Genomic DNA, 20,831 nt, shown 5'->3' with positions numbered 1-20,831 from the left:
CTAGAGGTCGAGCGGGCGGAGCACCCGGTTGATGCCGTGCGCCACCTGCTTGTTGCCGCGGTTGATGTCGAGCAACGGCAGCACGGCCCGCGGGTCGAGGTCGTCGCGGTCGGCGTCGGCGAGACGGACGGTCAGCCGGTCCTGCCGTACGCCGATCGTCCCACCCTGCGCGGTGGGCACCGCGGCCGACTGCTCGGCGGCCGCCAGGACCTTCGGTGACGTCAGGGTCTTGCCCACGACCACGTGGTAGAGCAGGACGGCCTCGAGCGTGTCGATGTCGCCGGTGAGCGCGGCGACGCGCTTGAACACGGCCTTCTCGCGCTTCGGGGTCTTGCCGACCAGGTCGGTCACCAGGCGCTGGAAGGCGCGGTCGGTCGGCAGGAACACGGTGAGACGCTGCTTGCCCTGGGTGATGAGCCCGAGGGGGCTGTCCGGCTTCTCGGCCAGGACGGCGAGCACGGCGGCCTCGACGATGTCGAAGTCGCCCCAGGTGGAGTCGAACGCGACGCCGTCGGCGCCGAGCACCTTGACGAGCGGCTTGTTGCCCGGGGCCCGGGACGAGGTGTCGGCCACGGCGGGGCCGGCGGCGGTGACGGCGGTCAGGGCCAGCGAGCCGGCGACGGTGGCGGCGAGGGTGGCGAGACGACGGGACATTTGAGGTCCTTCCGGATGGGCGGGCCGCCCGGTGCGCCCCGCGGCCCTCCGAACGTAGGAGGACCTCGTGTGAGGTGCCTCACCCCGAAGGGAGGCCGCCTCAGGCGCGGGCGTCGCCGCCCCAGTTGGCCAGCTTGGTCGCCACGGTGTGGAGGTCGGCGCGCCAGACGTCCTCGGGCCCGGGCGGGATCATGTCGTCCCACTCCATGGCCGGCGAGCCGAGCACGCCGGTGAGACGGGAGGTCCGGCCGAAGAACATGACGTGGAGGTGGGAGCCGCCGTCGCCCCACCGGTTGACGTGGACGCGGCCGATGTGGGGGAGGTTCTCGACGATCCGCGCGAGCCGGTTGGTGATCCGGCCGAGCTGGGAGGCGGTCTCGTCGTCGAGGTTGCCGAGGTCGAGGTGCTCGCGCGGGTGCAGGGTGAGGACGACGGGGAGACCGGACGGGGAGCCCTGGTGGGTGAGCACCCACACCTCGTCCTCCCAGACGACGCGCTCCGGGTCGAACCCGGCGCAGGCGCCGCACGGCTTGTCGTCGCTCTCGCCGTAGCGGGCCGGGTCGTCGGACGGGGGTGCGACCACCTTGGGCGTGAGGGCGCCGTCGACGACCTCCCACGGGAAGATCTCCCAGGCCGACGTGGGCGAGATCGGCAGTCGGCCGTCGGGTCCGACGGCGGCGACGATGCGTGCGTAGACGTCCTCTGCAGGCTCCGGCATGGCCACAGCCTGCCACCCGGAGGAGTAGGTCCGACGCGAGGGTCATCCCCGATGACGTGAGCGTGTCGCCGTGTGAGCGTGGAGGACATGACCCTTCTCTCTCGGACCACCACGCTGCTCGCCGCCCTCGTCCTGGGCCTGGCGGGCCTGCTGTTCACCGCGGGCGCGGCCTCGGCCGTCACCCAGGCCAGCGCCGAGTCGGCGTTCAGTGCCGCCGGCATCACCTGGTCGTCGTCGGGTGGGTGCACGACCCAGAGCAACTCGACCTGCACGTCGTTCTCCGGCCTGCGGCAGGACTCCGTCGACGGCGCGCGCACCCTCAAGAGTGCGAGCGGCTGCGCCCTCAACATCACCGGTGGCACCGAGGTCGGCCACGCCGGCGGCACCTACAGCCACGGCACCGGCTACAAGCTCGACTTCACCCACAGCACCTGCCTGACGAGCTGGATCCACAACACCTACAGCTACCAGGGGCTGCGCGGCGACGGTGCTCCGCTCTACAAGGCGGGCTCCGGCAACCTCTACGCCGACGAGGGCAACCACTGGGACGTCACCTTCTACACCTGCGGCTGCTGAGCAGAACCGCCGCGGCGCGCCGTCCTCACGATTGAAACTCGACCGGGGGGCTCGACTAAGATCGGGCCATGCGCACGCTCGACACCCTGGCCCTGCCGACTCCCGAGGGAGCCGAGGTCGTCATCCCCGCGCCCGGCTCGGGGCCCGGCAACTGGTCGGGGGCGGCGAGCGCGGTCCTGGTCGACGGCACCTTCTGGCTGACCTGGCGCGTACGCCGGCCGCTCACCGAGGGCCGCGGCGTCACCGTGGTCGTGGCGTCGTCCACCGACGGGGTGCGCTTCGAGGAGGTCGCGGTCGTCCACCGCGACGCGTTCGGCTGCGAGTCGTTCGAGCGGCCGGTGCTGGTGCCGGTGCCCGGCGTCGGCTGGCGCCTCTACCTCTCGTGCGCGACCTACGGCTCCAAGCACTGGTGGGTCGACAGCCTCACCGCCGCGACCCCCGCCGACCTGCCCCAGGGCGAGCGCCAGGTCGTGCTCCCCGGCGACGCCGGTGCCGACGGGGTGGCGGTCAAGGACCCCGTCATCACCCACGACCCCTCGCGCCTCGAGGGCTGGGACATGTGGCTGTGCTGCCACCCCCTCACCGACCCCGGCCACGAGGACCGGATGACCACGCGCCACCTCACCTCGGCCGACGGCCTCGTGTGGACCGACCGCGGAGAGGTCCTCGCCGGCCGCCCCGGCACCTGGGACCAGCGCGGTGCCCGCGTCACCGCCGTCCTGCCCTCCGCCGCAGGCCAGCCGCTGCGCGTCCTCTACGACGGGCGCGCCGACGCCGCGTCCAACTGGCACGAAACCACCGGCCTGGCCGTCTGGGACGGCGAGCGACTCGTCGCCGACGACACCGTCGACCCGATCGCCTCGCCCGACTCCGACGGTGCGTGGCGCTACGCCGCCGCCGTCCCGCTGCCCGACGGCCGCACCCGCTTCTACGTCGAGGCCGCCCGCCCCGACGGCGCCCACGACCTCGTCACCGTCGTCCGCTAGTTGGCTAGTTCCCTGGGTCGCTGGGTCGCTGGGTCGCCAGTGGGTGGGGTCGTCCGTCGCGTTGACCTGATCCTGCGGTGGTTTCGACTCGCCTGACGCGGGTTCGTTCCTCACCCGCGTCGCTCGCTCAACCTTCGCTCGCCACGCGCCGGGCTCGTTCCTCGCCCGCCGCTACTCGCTCGCCACGCGCCGGGCTCGTTCCTCGCCCGCCGCTGCTCGCTCGTCGAAGGACCCGCGGGAGACCGGCGAGAGCCAGTCGCTGAAGTCCTCGCCGGTGAGGTCGGACAGCAGGGCGATGTCGTCGGCGAAGACCTGGATGAGCTCGGCGCGCTGCGCCTCGTCGAGGTGGGGGCGGTGGGTGTCGCGGCCGCTCAGCTGTGTGACGAGGGGTACGGCGGCGCGTCGCCACACCTCCGGCGGGGCGAACTGCGCCAGCGTCGCGCCCGCGCGGACCACGGGACCGAGGGTGCGGGTGCGCCAGCCGGGCTCGGCGTAGGACCGGGCGTTGTCGCGGGGGATCGAGGCGACCTGGCCCTCGCGGATGCCGAGGAAGCGGCAGGCGGTGTCGACGGCCACGGCGGGCTCGTCGACGAGGGCGCGGTAGCGCATCACCAGCACCTGCTCGCGCGGCACGTGGTCGAGGAGGTGCTGGAGCTGCTCGCCGTAGAGGCCGAGCTCGCGGTAGCGCCAGAACGGCGCGTAGCCGTGCTCGACGCGGGCGTCCTGCATCTCGAAGGCCCGCCGGAAGTCGGGCTCGCGCTCGAGGCCGTCGGACCACAGGTGCATCCAGTTGCTGTAGGCGCGGTCGACGGGGTCGCGGACGACGGCGATGAGCTTGACGTCGGGGAGTGCCTCGCCGATCCGGCGGTGGGCGCCGCGGCTCCAGAGGTAGAACGGCGTGCTCTCGCCGCGGACCTGGTCGTCACGGGCGCCGCGGAACAGGTCGGCGTAGGCGCGGGCCCGCCAGACCCACTCCTGCTGGGAGTGCCGGTCGCCCGGGCCGTTCCAGTGGGGCGGCGGCGCGTCGTCGCAGAGCCAGTACTTCGGCTCCTTGGGCTGGGTGAGGAACGCGTCGGGGTGCTGGGTCAGGGCCGTGTGCAGCGCGGTCGTGCCGGCCTTGGGTGCCCCGACGATGAGGAAGTCCGGCTGGGGCGTCCGCGGCATCGCACCAGATTAACTGAATCCAGTTACTGATCAATGGCTCGTGCGGGTGAGACCTTCGACGACCCGGGCCTAGGGTGGGCCTGTGCTCAACATCCCGGAGGCCCCGCTCCTCCCCGGCGCCACGCACCTCCACTCCGGCAAGGTGCGCGACCTCTACGAGCTGCAGGACGGGCCGCACGACGGCCACCTGCTGATGGTGGCCAGCGACCGCATCTCGATCTTTGACTTCGTGCTCGCCTCGACCATCCCCGACAAGGGCGAGATCCTCACCCGGATGTCGCTGTGGTGGTTCGACCAGCTGGCCGACCTGGTGCCCGGCCACGTGGTCTCGACCGACGTGCCCGCGTCGGTCGCGGGCCGCGCGGTGGTCTGCGAGCGGCTCGCGATGTTCCCGATCGAGTGCGTGGCACGCGGCTACCTCACCGGCTCCGGCCTCCTCGACTACGCCGCGACCGGCGAGGTCTGCGGCATCACGCTGCCGGGCGGACTGGTCGACGGCAGCCGGCTGCCGGAGCCGATCTTCACGCCGGCGAGCAAGGCCGACCTGGGCGACCACGACGAGAACGTGTCGTACGCCGCCGTCGAGGCCACGGTCGGCGCCGAGACGGCCGCGACCCTGCGCGAGCTGACCCTCGCGGTCTACGCCCGGGCCGAGGGCATCGCCCGCGAGCGCGGCATCATCCTGGCCGACACCAAGCTCGAGCTCGGCCGCCGCCTCGACGCGGCCGGCACCGTCGTGCTCGGCGACGAGGTGCTGACCCCCGACTCCTCCCGGTTCTGGCCGGCCGACGCCTGGACGCCGGGCCGTCCCCAGGCGTCCTACGACAAGCAGATCGTGCGCGGCTGGGCCCTCTCGCCCGAGTCGGGCTGGGACCGCGCGTCCGGCGAGGCGCCGCCACCGCTGCCGCCCGAGGTCGTCGAGCGCACGCGCTCGCGCTACGTCGAGGCCTACGAGCTCCTCACCGGGGAGCGCTGGTAGCCGTGGTCGCTCCCGTGCGCTTCGAGGTGTCCTGCGAGGACGCCTACGACTACCTCGTCGCCCCCGCCAACCGGTCGGAGTGGCAGTCGAGCCTGCGGGGCGTCGACGACGTCGTCGGGATCGACGGGGTGGCCGGTCAGAGCTGGGTCGACGTGACCATGGCCGGCATCCGCCCGTTGATGGAGCTCACCGACGCCGACCGCCCGCACCGCTGGTCCGAGCGCGGCACCTGGCGCGGCTTCCGCGCCACCCTGACGCTCACCTTCACGCCGGTCGGGTCGTTCTGCGACGTCGGTGTCTCGATGCACGTCGCCGCGGCGGGCCTGGCGCGACCGCTCGGCTTCGCGGCCAACCGGGTCGCGCCCTCGACGGTGCGCTCCGACCTGCGGCGCGCCGCCAAGATCCTCGCGCGCCGTTAGTCCGCGGTCCTAGAGCTTCCTCCGGCCCTCGACCACCAGCTCGTCCTCGGGGACGACGTGCCCGGCCGTGCAGCGCACCTCGAGCCGGACGCGCTCGCCGCAGTCGGCGTGGCTGATCGCGAGCTCGCCGCGGGCGCCGGGCACGTGGGCCTGCCCCCACTCGATGAGCGCGACGAGCACCGGCAGGAACGCGTGGCCGCTCGCGGTCAGCACGTACTCGTGGCGCGTCCGCTGGCCCTCCTCGCGGTAGGGCTCGCGGGTGAGCAGCCCGGCCTCGACCAGGCCGCGCAGCCGCTGCGACGCGACGGCCTCGGTCATGCCGGTGCGCTTGACGAGCGCGTCGAAGCGGCGGGCGCCGTAGAAGACCTCGCGCAGCAGGAGCAGCGAGGTCCGGTGGCCGACGACCTGCAGGGTGCGGTCGATCGGGCAGTGGTCGCCGAGGGGTACGTCGCGGCGGTCGGCGAGCGCTCCGGCGAGCTGGACGGGGGGCATGGGCCGATCCTACGACCCTGGCTTGCCAGAACCACAGCCAGCGGGCAGGATGCCTGGCTATGGCAATCCAAAGTCAGCGCACACGCCTCGTGACGCTCGTCCTCGTCGGCTCGGCGTTCCTGTCGGGCATCGACCTGTTCATCGTCAACGTCGCGTTCGACGACATCGGCCGCGACTTCGCGCAGCGCGGGGAGGCGCCCTCGCTTTCGCAGCTCAGCTGGGTCCTCAACGCCTATGCCGTCGTCTTCGCCGCGCTGCTCGTGCCGATGGGTCGCCTGACCGACCGCTACGGCCGCAAGGCCGGGTTCGTCGCCGGTCTCGTGCTCTTCACGGTCGCCAGCGCCGCCTGCGGGTTCAGCACCGACGTGTGGCAGCTGGTCGGGTTCCGCGGGCTGCAGGCCGTCGGGGCCGCGGCGATGACGCCCGCCAGCCTCGGGCTCCTCCTGGCCGCCCTGCCCGTGGAGCGCAAGGCGCCGGCCGCGCGGCTGTGGGCCCTCACGGGGGCGCTGGCCGCCGCGCTCGGCCCGGCCGTCGGTGGCGGACTGGTGCAGCTCTCGTGGCACTGGGCCTTCTGGATCAACCTGCCGATCGGGGTGCTCCTCGTCGTCGGCGCGGTGCGGTTCGTGCCCGACGTGCGCCACAACGCCGGGGCGCCGCGTCCCGACCTCGCCGGTGCCGCGCTCGTCGCCCTCGCCGTGGGTGCCCTCGTGCTCGGCCTGGTGCAGGGCGGCGAGTGGGGCTGGTCGAGCGCCGGGGTCGTCGGGTCGTTCGTGGTCGCGGTCGTGGCCGTCGGCGCCTTCGCCTGGCTCACCACCCACCACGCGTCGCCGGTGATCGACCCGTCGCTGCTGCGGGTGCGGGCGTTCTCGTGGGCCAGCGTCACGACGCTCGTCTTCAACGCCGGTTTCGGCGCCGGCCTGCTCGGCGGGATCCTCTGGATGCAGCAGGTGTGGGGCTACTCGGCGCTCAAGACCGGGCTCGCCGTCGCCCTCGGCCCGCTGCTGGTGCCGGTCACCTCGATCCTCGTGCACCGGGTGCTGCCCCGGGTGCGACCGGGGACGCTGTCGGTGGCCGGCTGCCTGGTCGCCGCAGGCGGCGCCGCCGTCATGGCGACCTCGCTCACCACGACCCCGTCGTACTGGACGACGGTCGTGCCCGGCTGGGCCCTCACCGGCATCGCCGTGGGCCTCGCGATGCCCAACCTCGTCGCCTCCGCGACGTCGGCGCTCCCGCCTGAGCAGGCCTCGACGGGCGGCGGCGTCGTCACGATGGCGCGGCAGGTCGGGCTCGTGCTCGGGGTGAGCGTGCTCGTCGCCATCGTCGGGTCGGGGGTGCCGTCGATCGAGTCGTTCCGGGCCGCGTGGTGGGTCGTGGCCGCGGCGTCGCTGCTCGCTGCCGCGACCGCCACCGCCATCGAGTCCCGTCCGGTGCGGGTGGCCGACCCGGCTCCGGCGACAGCGTGAGGGGGCCTGCTGCCTGACGGCCACCTCGGCGAACGTGGCGCACGTCACCCACGCCCCAGTACGTTGGCCCGCGTGACCGACTTCAACCTGGCCAGCCTCCTCGAGGACACCGCCGCCGCGCACCCCGACCGCGAGGCCCTCGTGTTCGGAGACACCCGGCTCAGCTATGCGCAGGTCGACGGCGCCGCGAACCAGGTGGCCAACCTGCTCGCGTCGCGCGGCATCGAGCACGGGGACAAGGTCGCCCTGAGCTGCCCCAACCTGCCCTACTTCACCATCGTCTACTTCGGCATCCTCAAGGCCGGCGGCACCGTCGTACCCCTCAACGTGCTGCTCAAGGGCCGCGAGGTGGCCTACCACCTCGACGACTCCGACGCCAAGGCCTACTTCTGCTTCGAGGGCACGCCCGAGCTCGCGATCGCCAAGGAGGGCCACGCCGGGTTCGACAAGACCGACGCCTGCGAGCACTTCTTCGTCATCACCGGCGACCCCCAGGCCGACAGCCCCGTCGAGGGCACCGAGACCCTCGGCCAGGCGCTAGCCGAGCAGTCCCCGACGTTCGACACCGTCACCACCGACGAGGACGACACCGCCGTCATCCTCTACACCTCGGGCACCACCGGCCAGCCCAAGGGCGCCGAGCTGCGCCACCGCAACATGCGCGACAACGCGCTCGCCGGCGAGGCCCTGTTCGGAGCGGACGCCGAGAAGCCCGACACCTACCTGTGCGTGCTGCCGCTCTTCCACTCCTTCGGGCAGACCTGCATCCAGAACGGCGCCTTCGCCTTCGGCGGCACCGTCGTGATGCTGCCGCGCTTCGAGGCCAAGGCCGCGCTCGACCTGATGCTGGCCAACGAGGTCTCCTACTTCGCCGGCGTCCCCACGATGTACTGGGGGCTCCTCGGCGCGCTCGAGGAGGGCGTCGACATCAGCTCGATCGCCAAGAACCTCCGCGTCGCGGCTGCCGGCGGATCGGCCCTGCCGGTCGAGGTGCACAAGGAGTTCGAGAAGAAGTTCGGCGTCACGATCCTCGAGGGCTACGGGCTGTCCGAGACCTCGCCGGTCGCCAGCTTCTCCAAGTACGGCGAGGACGTGCGGGTCGGCTCGATCGGCACCCCCATCCCCGGCGTCGAGATGAAGCTGCTCAAGGCCGACAGCTGGGACGAGATCGACGAGGGCGACGACGTCGGTGAGATCGCCATCAAGGGCCACAACGTCATGAAGGGCTACTACGGCCGCCAGGAGGCGACCGACGAGGCCATCCAGGACGGCTGGTTCCGCTCCGGCGACCTCGGCAAGAAGGACGAGGACGGCTGGTACTACATCGTCGACCGGTCCAAGGACATGATCATCCGCGGCGGGTTCAACGTCTATCCGCGCGAGATCGAGGAGCACCTGCTCACCCACCCCGGCGTCTCGCTCGCCGCGGTGATCGGCGTGCCCCACGAGAGCCACGGTGAGGAGATCAAGGCCGTCGTCATCCGCGAGAAGGGCTCCGACCTCACCGAGGAGGAGCTCGTCGCGTGGGGCAAGGAGGAGATGGCCGGCTACAAGTACCCCCGCGTCGTCGAGTTCGTCGACGAGCTGCCGATGACGGCCACCGGCAAGATCCTCAAGCGCGAGCTCTCCTAGGCCGTTCCCTAGGATGCACCTGTGATCGCCAAGACAGCAGGCCTGACGCTCGCCTTCCTGCTGCTCGCGGTCGGCGCGCTGTGGACCTTCCAGGGCCTCGGCTACATCGACGGCAGCGAGATGTCCGGCAGCCGCACCTGGGCGACCATCGGCCCGGTCGTCGCCGGGCTCGGGCTGGCGCTCGGCATCGTGGTGGTGCAGCGCTCCAGGGACCGTTCGTAGCCTGGTGACGTGAGCCAGGACGACGTCGACTACGCGGTCCCGGCGGCGGTCCCGCGGTCGCGGCGCCGGGAGCGGGCGGACGACGCCCCGGCCGACGGGCTCTGGGGCGGTCGGCCGCGCACCTGGCTCAAGGTGGGCTGCTGGGGCCTGGCCGTCGCGCTGCTCCTCGTCCTGCTGCTGCCCCTGGTGACCGTCGACGAGACAGGGTCCGACTCGCCCGAGGCCGCCGTCGCCCAGCTCGTGCAGGGGATCGCCGACACCGACGTGGTCGCGATCATCGGTGCCGTCGACCCCGTGGAGACGCGCGACCCCGACCGGGCCGACGCGGCCTACGACCGCCTCAGCACCCGGCTCTTCCGCCGCGGCGAGGTCGCCCCGCCCGACGTCACCGCCGTCCTGGTGGCGGCCGAGCGGCAGATCAGCGGATCGCCCGACCTGACCGCCGTGGCCACGGTCGCCGCCCTCGAGCTCGAGCTCGACGGGCTCGAGCTGCGGACCCGGCCCGACCCCGGGGGCGCCTCGTCGCGCGCGCAGGTCCTCATCGTCGACGGCGAGCTCGACGTCGTCCTCGACCCGGCCCGGCTGCCGGACGCCGTGGAGGGGATGGAGAAGGCCGCCTACAGCGTGCCGCTCGACGAGGGCTGGCGACGCGACGGCGCCGTGCTCGTCCAGCCGTTCCTGGTCACGGTCGAGCGCGACGGCCGCTGGTACGTCAGCCTCGAGGCCAGCGCCGACGCCCTGCTCCCGGAGCTCGGATGAGCGCCCCGGTCGCGGCCGCGACCGCAGCCCCCGTCAGCAGCACCCGGCGGCGGCGGGAGCTCGTCGGCGTGGGCCTGTGGGCGCTGGCCGCCGCGGCGTGGGTCGCGGCGATGCTCGTGCCGTGGTTCCGGGCCGGGGTGACCGCGTCGACGACGCCGCTGGAGGTCGCGGAGCTGCTGCGCGCCGGCGTGCTCGGCGTGCCACCCGTGGCGGGCTACGCCGTCCTCCTGCTCCCGGGGATCGCCCTGGTCCTGCTGGGGATCGCGCCGCTGCGCGGCGGTGGTGCCATGGCGGCGCGGGTGGTGCTCTGGCTGGTCGGGACCGCCGCCGGGCTGCTCCTCGTGGTGTTCCTCAGCAGCATCTCGGCACAGACGTTCGGCGTGGGTGCCGCGCTCGTGGTCGCCGGGTGCGTGCTGGGTGGCGCGGCGCTCGGCCTCGCGACCGTCCGGGTGCCGGCGAGCCCCGACGGTCCCGACGCGACCTGACTACTCGAACGGGTTGGGCAGCGCGCCGGGGAGCTTGGTGAGCAGCTCGCGGGCCTGGCCGGCGACCTTGTGCTCGACGAGCACCTCGTAGCGGGTGGCGACCACCGAGGTCACGGACTGGAAGTCGCGCTGGCCACGGGTCATCGCGTAGCCGAGCAGCGCCCAGATGACGAAGAACGCAACGCCGAAGAGCACCGTGGACACGATGGTCGCGAAGACGTTCTCGTCGGTGAACAGCGTGAAGATGACGCCGATGAACAGGCCGAACCACGCGCCCGAGAGCGCAGCGCCGGCGGCCACGCGACCGGTGGTGAGGCGGCCGGTGATGCGCTCGATGCGCTTGAGGTCGGTGCCGACGATCATGCAGTTCTCGACCGGGAACTCCTCGTCGGACAGGAAGTCGACGGTCTTCTGGGCCTGGGCGTAGTCGTCGTAGACCGCCAGGGACTGCGGGAACTCGAGGCGCATCGGGTTGAGGCCGGGACGGGTGGTTCGGCCGGTGGGCGGGATCGTGGACATGCCTCCAGTGTGCCCGGTCGGTCCACGGGGTCCTCTCAGGTGTGGCCTGCATCCTCGGGGCATGAGTGAGCAGTCACGTCCCGGGAGACGACGGGTCTTCGTGACCGCAGGCCTGACCGCGTCGGCCGCGGTGCTGGCGATGGCCGTGCAGGCCGGGCTGGACGAGGAGCCGGCGGGTCCGTCGTACGGCGTCTCGGCAGCGGCCGAGCCCGACGCGCCCACGGACGCCGACGAGACATAGGATCGGGTCGTGCCCAAGGTCGTCGTCGACGTGATGCCCAAGCCCGAGATCCTCGACCCCCAGGGGAAGGCGGTGCTGGGAGCCCTGCCCCGCCTGGGGTTCGACGGGGTGAGCGACGTCCGCCAGGGCAAGCGCTTCGAGCTCGAGGTCGACGGCGAGGTCACCGACGAGGTGCTCGCCCGGGTGCACGAGATGGCCGGCACGCTGCTGTCCAACCCCGTCATCGAGAACTTCACCGTCCACGTCGACGAGGCCGTGGCCGACACCCCGGACGTCGTCTCGTGAAGGTCGGCGTCGTCACCTTCCCCGGCTCGCTCGACGACGTCGACGCCCAGCGCGCGGTGCGGATCGGTGGTCACGAGGCCGTCGCGCTCTGGCACGGCGACCACGGCCTCCAGGGCGTCGACGCGGTCGTGCTGCCCGGCGGGTTCTCCTACGGCGACTACCTGCGCTGCGGGGCGATCTCGCGCTTCTCGCCGGTGATGACCGAGGTCGTCGAGGCCGCGGGCAAGGGGATGCCCGTGCTCGGCATCTGCAACGGGTTCCAGATCCTCTGCGAGTCCCACCTGCTGCCGGGTGCGCTGATCCGCAACGACCACCGCAAGTTCGCCTGCCGCGACCAGCTGCTGCGCATCGAGAACGTGTCGACGCCGTGGACGTCGTCCTACGCCGAGGGCCAGGAGGTGACGATCGTGCTCAAGAACGGTGAGGGCGGCTTCGTCGCCGACGTCGAGACGCTCGACCGGCTCGAGGGGGAGGGGCGGGTCGTCGCGCGCTACCTCGGCGACAACCCCAACGGCTCGTTGCGTGCCATCGCCGGCATCACCAACGACCGCGGCAACGTGGTCGGCCTGATGCCCCACCCCGAGCACGCCGTCGAGGACCTGACCGGCGCCGGCACCGACGGCCTGGGCTTCTTCACGTCGCTCGCCGCCGCGACCTTCGCCTGACGATGACGCCGCAAGCACTCTTCCGCCGTGTCGCGGTCGCCGAGGCGGTCACCTGGGCCCTGCTGCTGGCCGGCATGTTCCTCAAGTACGTCACCGACACGACCGAGCTCGGCGTGCGCGTCGGGGGCATGGTCCATGGCGTCGTGTTCGTCGCCTACTGCGTGACTACTGTGGTGGTCGCGGTCGACCAGCGCTGGACGCTGCGGCGTACGGCGCTCGGCCTGCTCGCCTCGATCCCGCCCTTCTTCACCGTGCTGTTCGACCTGCTCGCCGAGCGCAGCGGGGCTTTCGGCCCGTGGCGGCTGACCGTCGACGCGCCCACGCGTGCGGTCGACCGGCCGGTGGCGTGGATGCTGCGCAACCCCGTCCTGGGCCTCGTCGTCGGGCTCGCCGCGGTGGCCGTGCTCACCGGGCTCGCGCTGCTGGTCGGCCCGCCCGCCTCCAGCGCCTGACCCCCCACCCACGCGCGAGTCGGCGCAGAGTTCAAGTCAGGTCGGCGCGAGTCGGCGCTGGTGCTGAGTCGCTGCGCCGACTCGCGTCAGGTGCGGGCGGTGACCAGCCAGGTCGCGGCCGGCAACCGCAGGGCGCCGTCGACGAGGTGCTCGCGGATCCGCACGCGGACGTCGTCGACCAGCGCGGTCCAGCCGGCCTCGCCGAGCGCCGGCTCGAGCTGCGCGCGGGCGCGTCGACCCGTGCTGGTGGCCAGGATCGTGGCCACCCGGTTGTCGACGCCGTCACTGCCGTCGAAGGCGAAGTCGAGCGTGAAGTCCAGCGGCGCGACCACGGTGTCCTCCCAGCCGGCCTCGGTGAGCAGGGCTCGGACGTGGCCCGGGTCGGCGAACGCCATCGGGCCCGGGGCGTAGGGACCGGCCGGGGCGGTGTCCTCGTCCAGCTGCGCCACGAGGACGTCCTGGCCGAGGCTGAAGTGGGGGTTCTCCTCGTGGGTGCGCCAGCACACGAACACCAGCGTGGCACCCGGTGCGGCCGCGTCGTGCATCCGGCGGAACGCCGTCACCGGCTCCTCGAAGAACATCACCCCGAAGCGCGACACCACGCGGTCGAAGGGCCGGCCCGGTGCGGCGGCGAGGAGGTCGGTCGTCTGGACGTCGGCGACCACGACCTCGGCCCCGGGCACCCGGCGCCGGGCCGCCTCGACCATCACGGGGGAGAGGTCGGCGCCGACGGCCTCGGCGCCCAGGGCGACCGTGGCGGCCAGCAGGGTGCCGGTGCCGCAGCCGACGTCGAGCACCCGCTGGCCGGCGTCCACAGCCGCCGCGGCCAGCAGTGCCTCGGTGACCGGCGCGAACGTCGCGTCGAAGACCGCTTCGTTCTCCACCCAGCCGACGGCGGTGTCGGTCCAGGTCTGGCGCATGTCGTCGTTGCTCATGCCGCCAGCGTAGGGACGATCAGCGGATCCCGGCCTGCAGCTTGGTCCAGGTGGGGATGTCGACGACGCCGGACTGGGTGAGCTTCACCCGGCCCTGGTAGCGCTTGACGGCGGCGGTGACGTCGCTGCTGAACGTGCCGTCCAGGTTGAGCGTCACGCCGATGTCGGCGGCGTTGATGGCCCGCTGGACGCGGCGGACCCAGGGTCCGTAGGCGCCGGCGGACCCGGTCTTGAGGATCGGGCGGGCCCCGCCGGAGAGCAGCGCGGTCCAGTCCTTGCGGAACCAGCGGTCGTCGGCGGGCTGGCTGCGCTCGGCCTTCCAGACCCGGACGCTCGCGACGATGCCGGGCCCGTAGGTGCCGTCGACCGGGCCCTGGTAGTAGCCCCGCTCGAGCATCAGGCACTTGAGCGCGGCGACGCGGTCGGCGGGCGCCTTGTAGTCGGCGCGCGGCGGCTCGAGGGTGCCATAGCTGGCGAAGTCGATCCGGGTGGTCCCGCAGTGGGTCTCCGGGGCGGCGTACAGGCCCCGCCCCATGTCGAGGAAGTTGGTGTCGATGTTGATCTTGACGCCGCCCCACGTCTCGTCGTGGCCGCCGCGGTACTGCTTGACGCGGTGGCCCGGACGCCAGCCGTCGTTGCGGATGTAGGACGTCGATGTGTTGGCCACGCCGTCCCAGCGGGCCAGCCAGATCCGGTCGGGCAGGGTGTACGCCGCCCCCCGGCTGACCCGGACGTCGTCGAGGACCTTGATTCCCGAGCCGGCGCTGGAGTAGACGCCGGTGACGTAGCCCAGGCGCTTCACCGTGGTGACCCAGTCGGACAGGAAGGCGAGGGCCGACTCGCGGCAGTCGGTGTTGGTCGCGTCGAAGCCCTCGAGGTCGTACCAGAGCGTGCTGCCGGCGGGGATACCGAGCTTCTTGGCGTCGGCGACGGTGCTCGTGCCGGAGGCGCGACCCATCTCGCGAGCGCGCGGGTAGCGGCCCTTGCCGCGGAAGGGGCTGATCTTGAAGTCGTCCTGGTAGCGCGGGAAACGAGGCTGGCACGACGCCTGCGGGCCGAGCGTGATCGGCAGCAGCTTCCAGCCGTTCTGCAGCTGGGTGCGGATCCAGGCCGGCGTCAGGTTGGGCTGGCTGCGGCAGGCGCGCGAGTCGCCGGAGATGTAGATGCCGACGGCCAGGTAGGGCGAGGTGCTCAGCCAGCGGTTCATCGTCGACTGGGTCGGCGCGAGGCACTGGTCGAAGCCGTAGCCGGCGAAGTCGCCGGGCGTGGGTGGGAGGGGAGTGGCCTTGGCCGCGACCGGGCCGGCCACGGAGCTCACGTCGCCCGCCACCGTCACCGCCGCGGTGTCGGCCCGGTCGGTCGTGGCGACCAGGGTGGCCGCGACCAGGCTCAGCAGAGCCGTTCGCAGAAGGGTTCGGGGCAGGGCCGTGCGCATGGCGGAGCTCCAGGGGAAGAGGTGGCGGATCCGTCGGTTGCGGAACCTTAACCTCAGTAGTCACACGCGTAACAGGAGTTACGGTGAACTACCAGCCTGTAATTCGTTCAGCCCGCCGACGGCGGGCTCCAGGAGCCGGGCGCCGGCGGCGGGAGCGGTGGCCCCGAGGGCGGCGGCGGTTGCTGGTAGCCGCCGGGCTGCTGGGGCGGGTAGCCGGGCTGCGGGGGGTAGCCCTGCGGGTAGCTCTGCGGGGGATAGCCCTGCTGGGGATAGGGCTGCTGGCCGTACGGCGTACCGCCCGGTCCGGTGGGGCCCCCGCCGGACACCAGCGGCCCGAGCGCGGTGCGGACCTCGGCCGGCGCGGTGAGCGCATAGGCAGCGAGGCCCGGGAGCGAGATCCAGGCGGCGACGGCCCAGCCGTTGTTGAGGAACGTGAAGTCCTCGCCGTTGAGGATGCCGAGGGCCACGCACCCGATGACGGCGATGCCGCCGAGGACGCCCAGGACGACGACCCGGTTCTTGCGCAGGTCGCCGAGCAGGGTGAGGGCGAAGCCGGCACCGCCGGCCGACACGAGCAGCAGCACGATCGTGATGATCGGCCCGGCGCCGACCTGGTCGTCGAGCATGAAGAGCAGGATCGCCAGCGCGGTCAGGGCCGAGCCGGCCGCGGAGAGCTGGAGCGCGGCGGCGACGGTGCCGGTCCAGGACCCGACGGCGTCGGGGGTGGCGGTGGCGCGCTGCTGGGCGTAGGTGACCACCAGAGCCGCGGCCGCGCCGACGAGCAGGCCGCCGCCACCGGGGACGATGCCGGCGCCGTCCCACTTCTCGGCATCGGCCCAGAAGAAGAGGCCGGCCCGGTCGGAGGCGAGCGCGAAGAGCGCGATGACCGGGACGGTGAAGCCGACGGTCGCGAGCGCACGTCGCCACGCGGCCGACCTCGCGCCGACGGTGAGCTGGTAGGCGGGGTAGCCCACGAGCGCCAGCGGCACGACCAGGAACGCGACCGTGAACGTGAGGAACTGCGTCACCGGGTCGAGGACGTCGGGTCCGTCGCCGGCCACCCCGTGCAGGAACCAGCCCACGAAGAGCAGTGCCGTCAGGCCGACCGTCGCCGCGAGGACGCCGGCCGTGATCTTGTTCCACAGCCCGTCGTCGGCGGGTCCGCCGGTCTGCTCGGCCGCCCGTGGCTGCACCGCGAGCGCGACGCCGGTGAGGGCCATCGCGATGCCGCTGCCGAGTCCGCCCTCGAAGTCGTCGCCGACGTGGACGAGCTCGAAGATCACGGCCGCCACGACGCTGAGGAGCAGCGGCACGTTAAGAGCGAGCTTGGTCAGCCGGTAGTGCTGCGGGCCCCACCCCGGGACCACGCGCGCGGTCCCGATCAGGGGCACGGTCACCGAGAGGACCGACAGCAGGATCGCGATGACCACCCACCACTGCTCGCCGGCCTTGGGGTCGATGCTGATCTCCCACGGCATGCCGAGCGTCACGAACAGCGCCAGCACGGCGCCGACGTCGCGGACGTAGTCCCCGACCGGGCGACCCAGGAACGGGTTGACCTTGGGCTCGGCCGGCTTGCCCCAGCCCTGGGGCGCGCCCATCGGCGGTCCCTGGGGAGGGCCCTGCGGCGGGAAGCCCTGCTGCGGATAGCCCTGCTGCTGCGGCGGGTACGCCGCCGGCGGGGGCTGCTGGGGCGGGTACGCCGCCTGCTGCGGGTAGGCCTGCTGGGGATAGCCCTGCTGGGGATAGCCCTGCTGGGGGTAAGCCGTCGGGGGCGCGAGCGGCGGCCCCTGGGGCGGCGGTGGCTGCGTGGCGGCCGAGGAGAACCGGGTCGGCTCGGCCGGGGGGTGGGCGTGGGGTGCGCCGGTGCTCAGGGGCTGTCCGCAGGAGGAGCAGAACGTCCCGCTGCCCTCGTTGATCGAGCCGCACGAGTCGCAGGTGTTGGCCATGCGCGGAAACCTATACCGTGCGGGCCGGCGCCGGTCTCGCGCCAGATGGCGCCTGCCTAGGGTCGCTCAACGGCCTCGAGCGGCATCCCCCGGTAGCCGTTGCAGGTGCTCCCAGGAACGGGGTCGATCCCCAACAGCTGTGTGCTGACGTTGGCCAGGTCACAGTTGCGAACCGGCTGCGGGCCTGCGTAGGTCGGCCGGCCGGTCAGGGGATCGGCGAGATCAGGCGACAGGGCGTACAGATCGCCGCGCTCGACGGTCGGGCCGACGACGACGAATGGGACCGTGTAGTCATCGGCGTCCGTCGCATCAGCGTGCACACGGCCCTCGCCGCCGTGATCCGCCGTGAGCACGACGGAGAGATCCCGGGACAGCTCTGGGTCGGCGCGGACCAGCTCGACAAGTCGTCCCACCACATCATCAGCCTGGACGACGGCGTCGAGATAGGGCTCACTCATCCATCCGAGGCTGTGTCCCACCTGATCAGGGGCGGCGAGGTGGAGGAACGTAAACGTGTGGGCGTGAGCGCGCACATCACGCGCGACCTGGCGGCCGAGTCGGCTCATCGAGGCCGTGATCACGGTGGTGTCGACGGCATCGGGCCACGACGCCTCGAAGAGGCGAAACTTGGTCTTGCCCGCAAAGACTGCTGTCGTGCCACCCGAGTCGTGCACGGCAGTGAAGATCGACTGGACCTCACCACCCGCTGCCGACTGGACCGTCCGGTCGGGCAACTCCTCGTTCCAGGTGACGCCGTGTCCGCCGACCTGAGGGTCGATCCGCCTCCCGGTGACCATTCCCACGTGGTTCGGCAGAGTCACGGTCTGCTCGAACTCGGTTCGTGCGTTGAGAGTTGACGCGCCAGCATCGATGAGCGCCCAGATGGCTGGCGCGCCCCGACGACCGAGAGCGCGCAGTGCCTCCGGCGTCAGTCCGTCGATCGAGACAGCCAGCACGCGAGGGGTCGCCGGCTCCGCCGGGTGGCTGGTCGCTGGAGGCGCCGAGGTGGGCACGGGGCTGCTCGTCGTTGTCGACTCGTCGACCGTTGGGACCGACGACTCCGACTCCGGTAGGGGAGCGTCAGGGCTGCCTGGTGTCCCACATCCACCCAGCACGACCACGGCGGCGGCAGTCGCCAGAAGAATGCGTACCTGGGTCCGGGCTCGGTGTGCTGGGACGTCCATGATCGCGAAACCTAGTGCCGTGCATCCTGTGGCGTAGCCAAACCTCCGATAGCGGCAATCGCGTGCGCGGCGGAGATCCCCTGACTTACCCTGACGGCGCTCAGGCGTGCGGAGGACAGGGGAGAGCGTGGAACAGGCACCCGGCTCGGGCCGGCAATTCGGGCGCTACCGCATCATCCGACGTATAGGCGCCGGTGGCATGGGCGTGGTATACGAGGCCGACGACGAGCGGCTCAATCGCCGGGTCGCCCTCAAGGTCTTGTCGCCCGGGCTCTCCTTCGACGAGGGGTTTCGGACCAGGTTCGAGCGCGAGGCCGCCCTGCTGGCCCGCCTCGACTCGCCAGAGGTCATCCCGATCTACGACTCCGGTGAGCACGACCGCAGCCTCTATCTGGTCAGCCCGTTCTTCCCTGAGGGCGACCTCCAGGGCTATCTTGCGCGCGAGCCAGACCCGCCTTCGTTCGCGAGCGCCCTGAGCCTGGTGGGCGATCTGCTGCGAGGCCTGGGGGATGCCCACCAGGCAGGGATCGTCCACCGCGACATCAAGCCCAGCAATGTGTTGCTTCGCAGACGTGGTGATCGCCTGCAGGCAGTGCTGTGCGACTTCGGGATCGCGACAGTCGCGGAGTCCGACCTGACCGTCACCGGAACCGTCATCGGGAGCCTCGCCTACATGGCGCCAGAGCGTCATGAGGGCGCGTCGGGCGACGTCGCATCCGATCTCTACTCCGTGGGCTGTCTCCTATGGGTATGTGTCACCGGCAATCCGCCGTACGCCGGGACTGGCGTACAGATGGCGATGGCGCACTCCCAGGCAGCGATACCGCAGTTGAGTGGGGACGGCGTCGGTGTCCGCGGAATCAACCGACTCCTGGACTCGCTGATGGCCAAGCGCCCCGCCGAGCGTCCGCCCTCGGCTCTCGCGGCGTTGACCGCAGTCGAACAAGTACAGGTTCAAGTTGCAGACACGGCTGCCCCCAAAGTCGTGCCGCCCCCGGATCCCGCTGCCCGGACGCTCGGTCCGAGGCTGACTCCGGCGAGCGACGAGCTAGATCCAGAGGCTGCTGAGACGCTCGCCCGTCCCGTGCGCCGACCGGTGACCGGGAACGCGGCCGAGACCCTCGCTCGGCTTGGCCAGCCGCCGGCTTCGTCGCCGTTGCCCGGTTCGGAGCCTGCTCGTACGTCCTCACCCTCCCGGCGTCGTGCGCGCGTCGGCGCCGCTCTGGCCGCCGTGTTGCTGATCGCAGGCGGTACCTTAGTTGCCCTGCTGATGGGCAGCGATGACTCGTCCGATGTGGCCAACGATGACCCGACAGGCGGTGTTGGACCGGCCGCCGCTCCACCCCCCACGAGCACGTCCCCCTCGTCGGTGGAGCCGCCCTCGAGTCCGGCCTTGAGCCCGTCGCCAACAAAGGTCACCCAGGTCCGTTGCTCGGGCGGTGTCCCGGCACGTTCGTTCTCTCGCTGCCCCGAGCCGTCGGGCAAGCCGGGGCTCAAGTGGGTGTTCAAGGACTTCAACTTCGATGCCGAATGCGGCGGTTTCATCGGACGCACCCGCGACAACGACGTGCTCCGCTACATCTACAACTGCCCTCGCTCGCTGAAGGGCTACGCCTTCAACTTCTCCGAGTTTGACGGCCCGCGACTTGCCTCCGACTACTACAACGACAACTTCAACCGGTCCGGAGGCGGGACTTACCGAGACGCAGCCGGAGTCCAAGGATGGCGCTACGTCACCGACAACGGCCCGAAGGCTGCCCTCCTCTACGCCGGCGGGCGGTGGGGAGTCACGATCTACGCCGACACGCGGGTCGACCTTGACCGGGCCGTGCGTACCATGCTCGGCGCGATGCGTCCGGCCGACCAGATGCCCTGATCGGTCAGGTCGACCTGTGGAAACGACCACGAGTCGTCCACAGGCACTGGTCAGAGGATGGTTGTCCACAGCCCCCGCGGTTGAGCCGGTTCGTGGTCGGCGAGCGGTGGTCGAATCGGCCCCATGACCCAGCACACCGCGACACCAGGATCGGACCACCCGATCGAGGCGTTCCTGTGCACCGTCGCCGACGAGTTGAAGGGTCTCGCCGACGTCGCGGTGTGGTCGATGGACGAGGCGACCACCGACCGGGTCGTGGTCCTGGCCGCGAAGGTCGCCGCTGGGGTGGCCGAGGTCGAGGCCCGCGTCATCGGTCAGGCCGGGGTCCTGGACCGCCCCGGCGCCGCCGGGTGCCGCATCCTGAAGTCGTGGCTGCGGCTGACGACCAACGTCACCGGCCGTACGGCGTCGGCGAAGGTCAAGCTCGCGGCTGCCCTATCCGCGTGGGAACCGACGCGGTCGGCGACCGCTCGCGGTGACCTGCACGCCGAGCAGGCCCACGCGATCGCCGACAAGCTCGCCCTGCTCGATGAGCACGTCACCGCCCACGACAAGCAGAGGGCGGAAGCGTTCCTGCTCGCCGAGGCCGCCGACCACGACGCTGACGCGTTGGCCCACCTGGGCCACGAGATCTACCAGCGCCTCGACCCCGAAGGCGCCGATGCCCGCGAAGCCGCAGCGTTGCAGCGCCAAGAAGCCCGAGCCCGCAAGAAGACCCGGTTCTCGATGGGCGACGACGGC

Annotated in this window: 24 protein-coding genes; 15 read left to right on the top strand and 9 right to left on the bottom strand. The window is 72.0% G+C overall.

Annotated features, from left to right (window positions below):
* Together Q7T52_RS14195 and Q7T52_RS14190 are read right to left on the bottom strand one after the other, a co-directional pair.
* Positions 1 to 654, bottom strand: coding sequence for a fasciclin domain-containing protein (locus Q7T52_RS14195; RefSeq protein ID WP_304803567.1), 654 nt, complete (start codon positions 652 to 654; stop codon positions 1 to 3).
* A 100-nt stretch (positions 655 to 754) separates the two neighbouring features.
* Positions 755 to 1,372 (bottom strand): hypothetical protein, encoded by a 618-nt coding sequence (locus Q7T52_RS14190; protein WP_304803565.1) that lies wholly within the window; start codon positions 1,370 to 1,372, stop codon positions 755 to 757.
* A gap of 87 nt (positions 1,373 to 1,459) precedes the next feature.
* On the opposite strand from Q7T52_RS14190, the gene Q7T52_RS14185 reads away from it, so the two are divergent.
* Together Q7T52_RS14185 and Q7T52_RS14180 are read left to right on the top strand one after the other, a co-directional pair.
* The gene (locus Q7T52_RS14185) at positions 1,460 to 1,948 is read left to right on the top strand and encodes a hypothetical protein (protein WP_304803563.1); all 489 of its coding nucleotides are present in this window, start codon (positions 1,460 to 1,462) and stop codon (positions 1,946 to 1,948) included.
* Positions 1,949 to 2,016: 68 nt separating this feature from the next.
* A complete protein-coding gene (locus Q7T52_RS14180) occupies positions 2,017 to 2,934 on the top strand; it encodes a hypothetical protein (RefSeq protein WP_304803561.1) in 918 nt (305 codons plus the stop codon).
* Positions 2,935 to 3,105: 171 nt separating this feature from the next.
* Here the strand turns inward: Q7T52_RS14180 and Q7T52_RS14175 are convergent, their stop codons facing one another.
* Positions 3,106 to 4,098: a sulfotransferase gene (locus Q7T52_RS14175; RefSeq protein ID WP_304803559.1), complete on the bottom strand. Its 993-nt coding sequence runs from the start codon at positions 4,096 to 4,098 to the stop codon at positions 3,106 to 3,108.
* A 91-nt stretch (positions 4,099 to 4,189) separates the two neighbouring features.
* Between Q7T52_RS14175 and Q7T52_RS14170 the strand changes: the two genes are divergently transcribed.
* Both Q7T52_RS14170 and Q7T52_RS14165 read left to right on the top strand, forming a co-directional pair.
* Complete coding sequence (locus tag Q7T52_RS14170; RefSeq protein WP_370692326.1) at positions 4,190 to 5,077, top strand: phosphoribosylaminoimidazolesuccinocarboxamide synthase; 888 nt, start codon at positions 4,190 to 4,192, stop codon at positions 5,075 to 5,077.
* Positions 5,078 to 5,079: 2 nt separating this feature from the next.
* Positions 5,080 to 5,496, top strand: coding sequence for an SRPBCC family protein (locus Q7T52_RS14165; protein ID WP_304803555.1), 417 nt, complete (start codon positions 5,080 to 5,082; stop codon positions 5,494 to 5,496).
* Positions 5,497 to 5,505: 9 nt separating this feature from the next.
* On the opposite strand, the gene Q7T52_RS14160 is transcribed toward Q7T52_RS14165, so the two are convergent.
* Positions 5,506 to 5,988 (bottom strand): helix-turn-helix domain-containing protein, encoded by a 483-nt coding sequence (locus Q7T52_RS14160; RefSeq protein WP_304803553.1) that lies wholly within the window; start codon positions 5,986 to 5,988, stop codon positions 5,506 to 5,508.
* A 59-nt stretch (positions 5,989 to 6,047) separates the two neighbouring features.
* Between Q7T52_RS14160 and Q7T52_RS14155 the strand changes: the two genes are divergently transcribed.
* From Q7T52_RS14155 to Q7T52_RS14135, 5 genes are all read left to right on the top strand, one after another.
* Positions 6,048 to 7,451 (top strand): MFS transporter, encoded by a 1,404-nt coding sequence (locus Q7T52_RS14155; RefSeq protein ID WP_304803550.1) that lies wholly within the window; start codon positions 6,048 to 6,050, stop codon positions 7,449 to 7,451.
* Between the two features lie 72 nt (positions 7,452 to 7,523).
* Positions 7,524 to 9,083 carry a long-chain fatty acid--CoA ligase gene (locus tag Q7T52_RS14150; protein WP_304803548.1) on the top strand — a complete coding sequence of 520 codons (1,560 nt, stop codon included), beginning with the start codon at positions 7,524 to 7,526 and terminating at the stop codon, positions 9,081 to 9,083.
* A 21-nt stretch (positions 9,084 to 9,104) separates the two neighbouring features.
* Complete coding sequence (locus tag Q7T52_RS14145; protein ID WP_304803547.1) at positions 9,105 to 9,305, top strand: hypothetical protein; 201 nt, start codon at positions 9,105 to 9,107, stop codon at positions 9,303 to 9,305.
* A gap of 9 nt (positions 9,306 to 9,314) precedes the next feature.
* On the top strand, positions 9,315 to 10,064 hold the full coding sequence (locus Q7T52_RS14140; RefSeq protein WP_304803545.1) for a hypothetical protein: 750 nt from the start codon (positions 9,315 to 9,317) through the stop codon (positions 10,062 to 10,064).
* A complete protein-coding gene (locus Q7T52_RS14135; RefSeq protein WP_304803543.1) occupies positions 10,061 to 10,549 on the top strand; it encodes a hypothetical protein in 489 nt (162 codons plus the stop codon). Before Q7T52_RS14140 ends, Q7T52_RS14135 begins: the two co-directional genes overlap by 4 nt.
* On the opposite strand, the gene Q7T52_RS14130 is transcribed toward Q7T52_RS14135, so the two are convergent.
* The gene (locus tag Q7T52_RS14130; protein WP_304803542.1) at positions 10,550 to 11,068 is read right to left on the bottom strand and encodes a general stress protein; all 519 of its coding nucleotides are present in this window, start codon (positions 11,066 to 11,068) and stop codon (positions 10,550 to 10,552) included.
* A 61-nt stretch (positions 11,069 to 11,129) separates the two neighbouring features.
* Here Q7T52_RS14130 and Q7T52_RS14125 point away from each other — a divergent pair, with 61 nt between their 5' ends.
* From Q7T52_RS14125 to Q7T52_RS14110, 4 genes are read left to right on the top strand one after another with little or no spacing between them, the layout of a single operon-like run.
* Positions 11,130 to 11,309: a hypothetical protein gene (locus Q7T52_RS14125; protein ID WP_304803540.1), complete on the top strand. Its 180-nt coding sequence runs from the start codon at positions 11,130 to 11,132 to the stop codon at positions 11,307 to 11,309.
* Between the two features lie 9 nt (positions 11,310 to 11,318).
* On the top strand, positions 11,319 to 11,594 hold the full coding sequence (gene purS / locus Q7T52_RS14120) for a phosphoribosylformylglycinamidine synthase subunit PurS (protein ID WP_304803538.1): 276 nt from the start codon (positions 11,319 to 11,321) through the stop codon (positions 11,592 to 11,594).
* A complete protein-coding gene (gene purQ, locus Q7T52_RS14115; RefSeq protein ID WP_304803536.1) occupies positions 11,591 to 12,259 on the top strand; it encodes a phosphoribosylformylglycinamidine synthase subunit PurQ in 669 nt (222 codons plus the stop codon). The genes purS and purQ overlap by 4 nt, the downstream gene beginning before the upstream one ends.
* A gap of 2 nt (positions 12,260 to 12,261) precedes the next feature.
* Positions 12,262 to 12,711, top strand: a complete 450-nt coding sequence (locus Q7T52_RS14110) for a DUF3817 domain-containing protein (RefSeq protein ID WP_304803534.1) — start codon at positions 12,262 to 12,264, stop codon at positions 12,709 to 12,711.
* A gap of 86 nt (positions 12,712 to 12,797) precedes the next feature.
* Here the strand turns inward: Q7T52_RS14110 and Q7T52_RS14105 are convergent, their stop codons facing one another.
* From Q7T52_RS14105 to Q7T52_RS14090, 4 genes are all read right to left on the bottom strand, one after another.
* On the bottom strand, positions 12,798 to 13,646 hold the full coding sequence (locus Q7T52_RS14105; RefSeq protein WP_304803532.1) for a trans-aconitate 2-methyltransferase: 849 nt from the start codon (positions 13,644 to 13,646) through the stop codon (positions 12,798 to 12,800).
* Between the two features lie 19 nt (positions 13,647 to 13,665).
* Complete coding sequence (locus Q7T52_RS14100; RefSeq protein WP_304803530.1) at positions 13,666 to 15,081, bottom strand: glycoside hydrolase domain-containing protein; 1,416 nt, start codon at positions 15,079 to 15,081, stop codon at positions 13,666 to 13,668.
* Between the two features lie 107 nt (positions 15,082 to 15,188).
* Complete coding sequence (locus tag Q7T52_RS14095) at positions 15,189 to 17,030, bottom strand: hypothetical protein (protein WP_304803528.1); 1,842 nt, start codon at positions 17,028 to 17,030, stop codon at positions 15,189 to 15,191.
* 56 nt (positions 17,031 to 17,086) lie between these two features.
* Positions 17,087 to 18,043 (bottom strand): alkaline phosphatase family protein, encoded by a 957-nt coding sequence (locus tag Q7T52_RS14090; RefSeq protein WP_304803526.1) that lies wholly within the window; start codon positions 18,041 to 18,043, stop codon positions 17,087 to 17,089.
* A gap of 298 nt (positions 18,044 to 18,341) precedes the next feature.
* On the opposite strand from Q7T52_RS14090, the gene Q7T52_RS14085 reads away from it, so the two are divergent.
* Positions 18,342 to 20,090, top strand: a complete 1,749-nt coding sequence (locus Q7T52_RS14085; RefSeq protein WP_304803524.1) for a serine/threonine-protein kinase — start codon at positions 18,342 to 18,344, stop codon at positions 20,088 to 20,090.
* Between the two features lie 123 nt (positions 20,091 to 20,213).
* Positions 20,214 to 20,831 (top strand): DUF222 domain-containing protein (locus tag Q7T52_RS14080; RefSeq protein WP_304803523.1); only part of this gene is annotated, 618 nt, incomplete at its 3' end.

The sequence above is a fragment of the Nocardioides sp. genome, from assembly GCF_030655615.1.
Classification (GTDB): Bacteria; Actinomycetota; Actinomycetes; order Propionibacteriales; family Nocardioidaceae; genus Nocardioides.
Note: the sequence above shows the minus strand (reverse complement) of the source record. Positions and strands in the feature narration are given on the sequence as shown.

Coding starts and splice junctions, on each gene's coding strand:
- Q7T52_RS14195 (WP_304803567.1), bottom strand. CDS start 654: ATGTCCCGTCGTCTCGCCACCCTCGCCGCCACCGTCGCCGGCTCGCTG.
- Q7T52_RS14190 (WP_304803565.1), bottom strand. CDS start 1,372: ATGCCGGAGCCTGCAGAGGACGTCTACGCACGCATCGTCGCCGCCGTC.
- Q7T52_RS14185 (WP_304803563.1), top strand. CDS start 1,460: ATGACCCTTCTCTCTCGGACCACCACGCTGCTCGCCGCCCTCGTCCTG.
- Q7T52_RS14180 (WP_304803561.1), top strand. CDS start 2,017: ATGCGCACGCTCGACACCCTGGCCCTGCCGACTCCCGAGGGAGCCGAG.
- Q7T52_RS14175 (WP_304803559.1), bottom strand. CDS start 4,098: ATGCCGCGGACGCCCCAGCCGGACTTCCTCATCGTCGGGGCACCCAAG.
- Q7T52_RS14160 (WP_304803553.1), bottom strand. CDS start 5,988: ATGCCCCCCGTCCAGCTCGCCGGAGCGCTCGCCGACCGCCGCGACGTA.
- Q7T52_RS14155 (WP_304803550.1), top strand. CDS start 6,048: ATGGCAATCCAAAGTCAGCGCACACGCCTCGTGACGCTCGTCCTCGTC.
- Q7T52_RS14135 (WP_304803543.1), top strand. CDS start 10,061: ATGAGCGCCCCGGTCGCGGCCGCGACCGCAGCCCCCGTCAGCAGCACC.
- Q7T52_RS14130 (WP_304803542.1), bottom strand. CDS start 11,068: ATGTCCACGATCCCGCCCACCGGCCGAACCACCCGTCCCGGCCTCAAC.
- Q7T52_RS14125 (WP_304803540.1), top strand. CDS start 11,130: ATGAGTGAGCAGTCACGTCCCGGGAGACGACGGGTCTTCGTGACCGCA.
- Q7T52_RS14110 (WP_304803534.1), top strand. CDS start 12,262: ATGACGCCGCAAGCACTCTTCCGCCGTGTCGCGGTCGCCGAGGCGGTC.
- Q7T52_RS14105 (WP_304803532.1), bottom strand. CDS start 13,646: ATGAGCAACGACGACATGCGCCAGACCTGGACCGACACCGCCGTCGGC.
- Q7T52_RS14100 (WP_304803530.1), bottom strand. CDS start 15,081: ATGCGCACGGCCCTGCCCCGAACCCTTCTGCGAACGGCTCTGCTGAGC.
- Q7T52_RS14095 (WP_304803528.1), bottom strand. CDS start 17,030: ATGGCCAACACCTGCGACTCGTGCGGCTCGATCAACGAGGGCAGCGGG.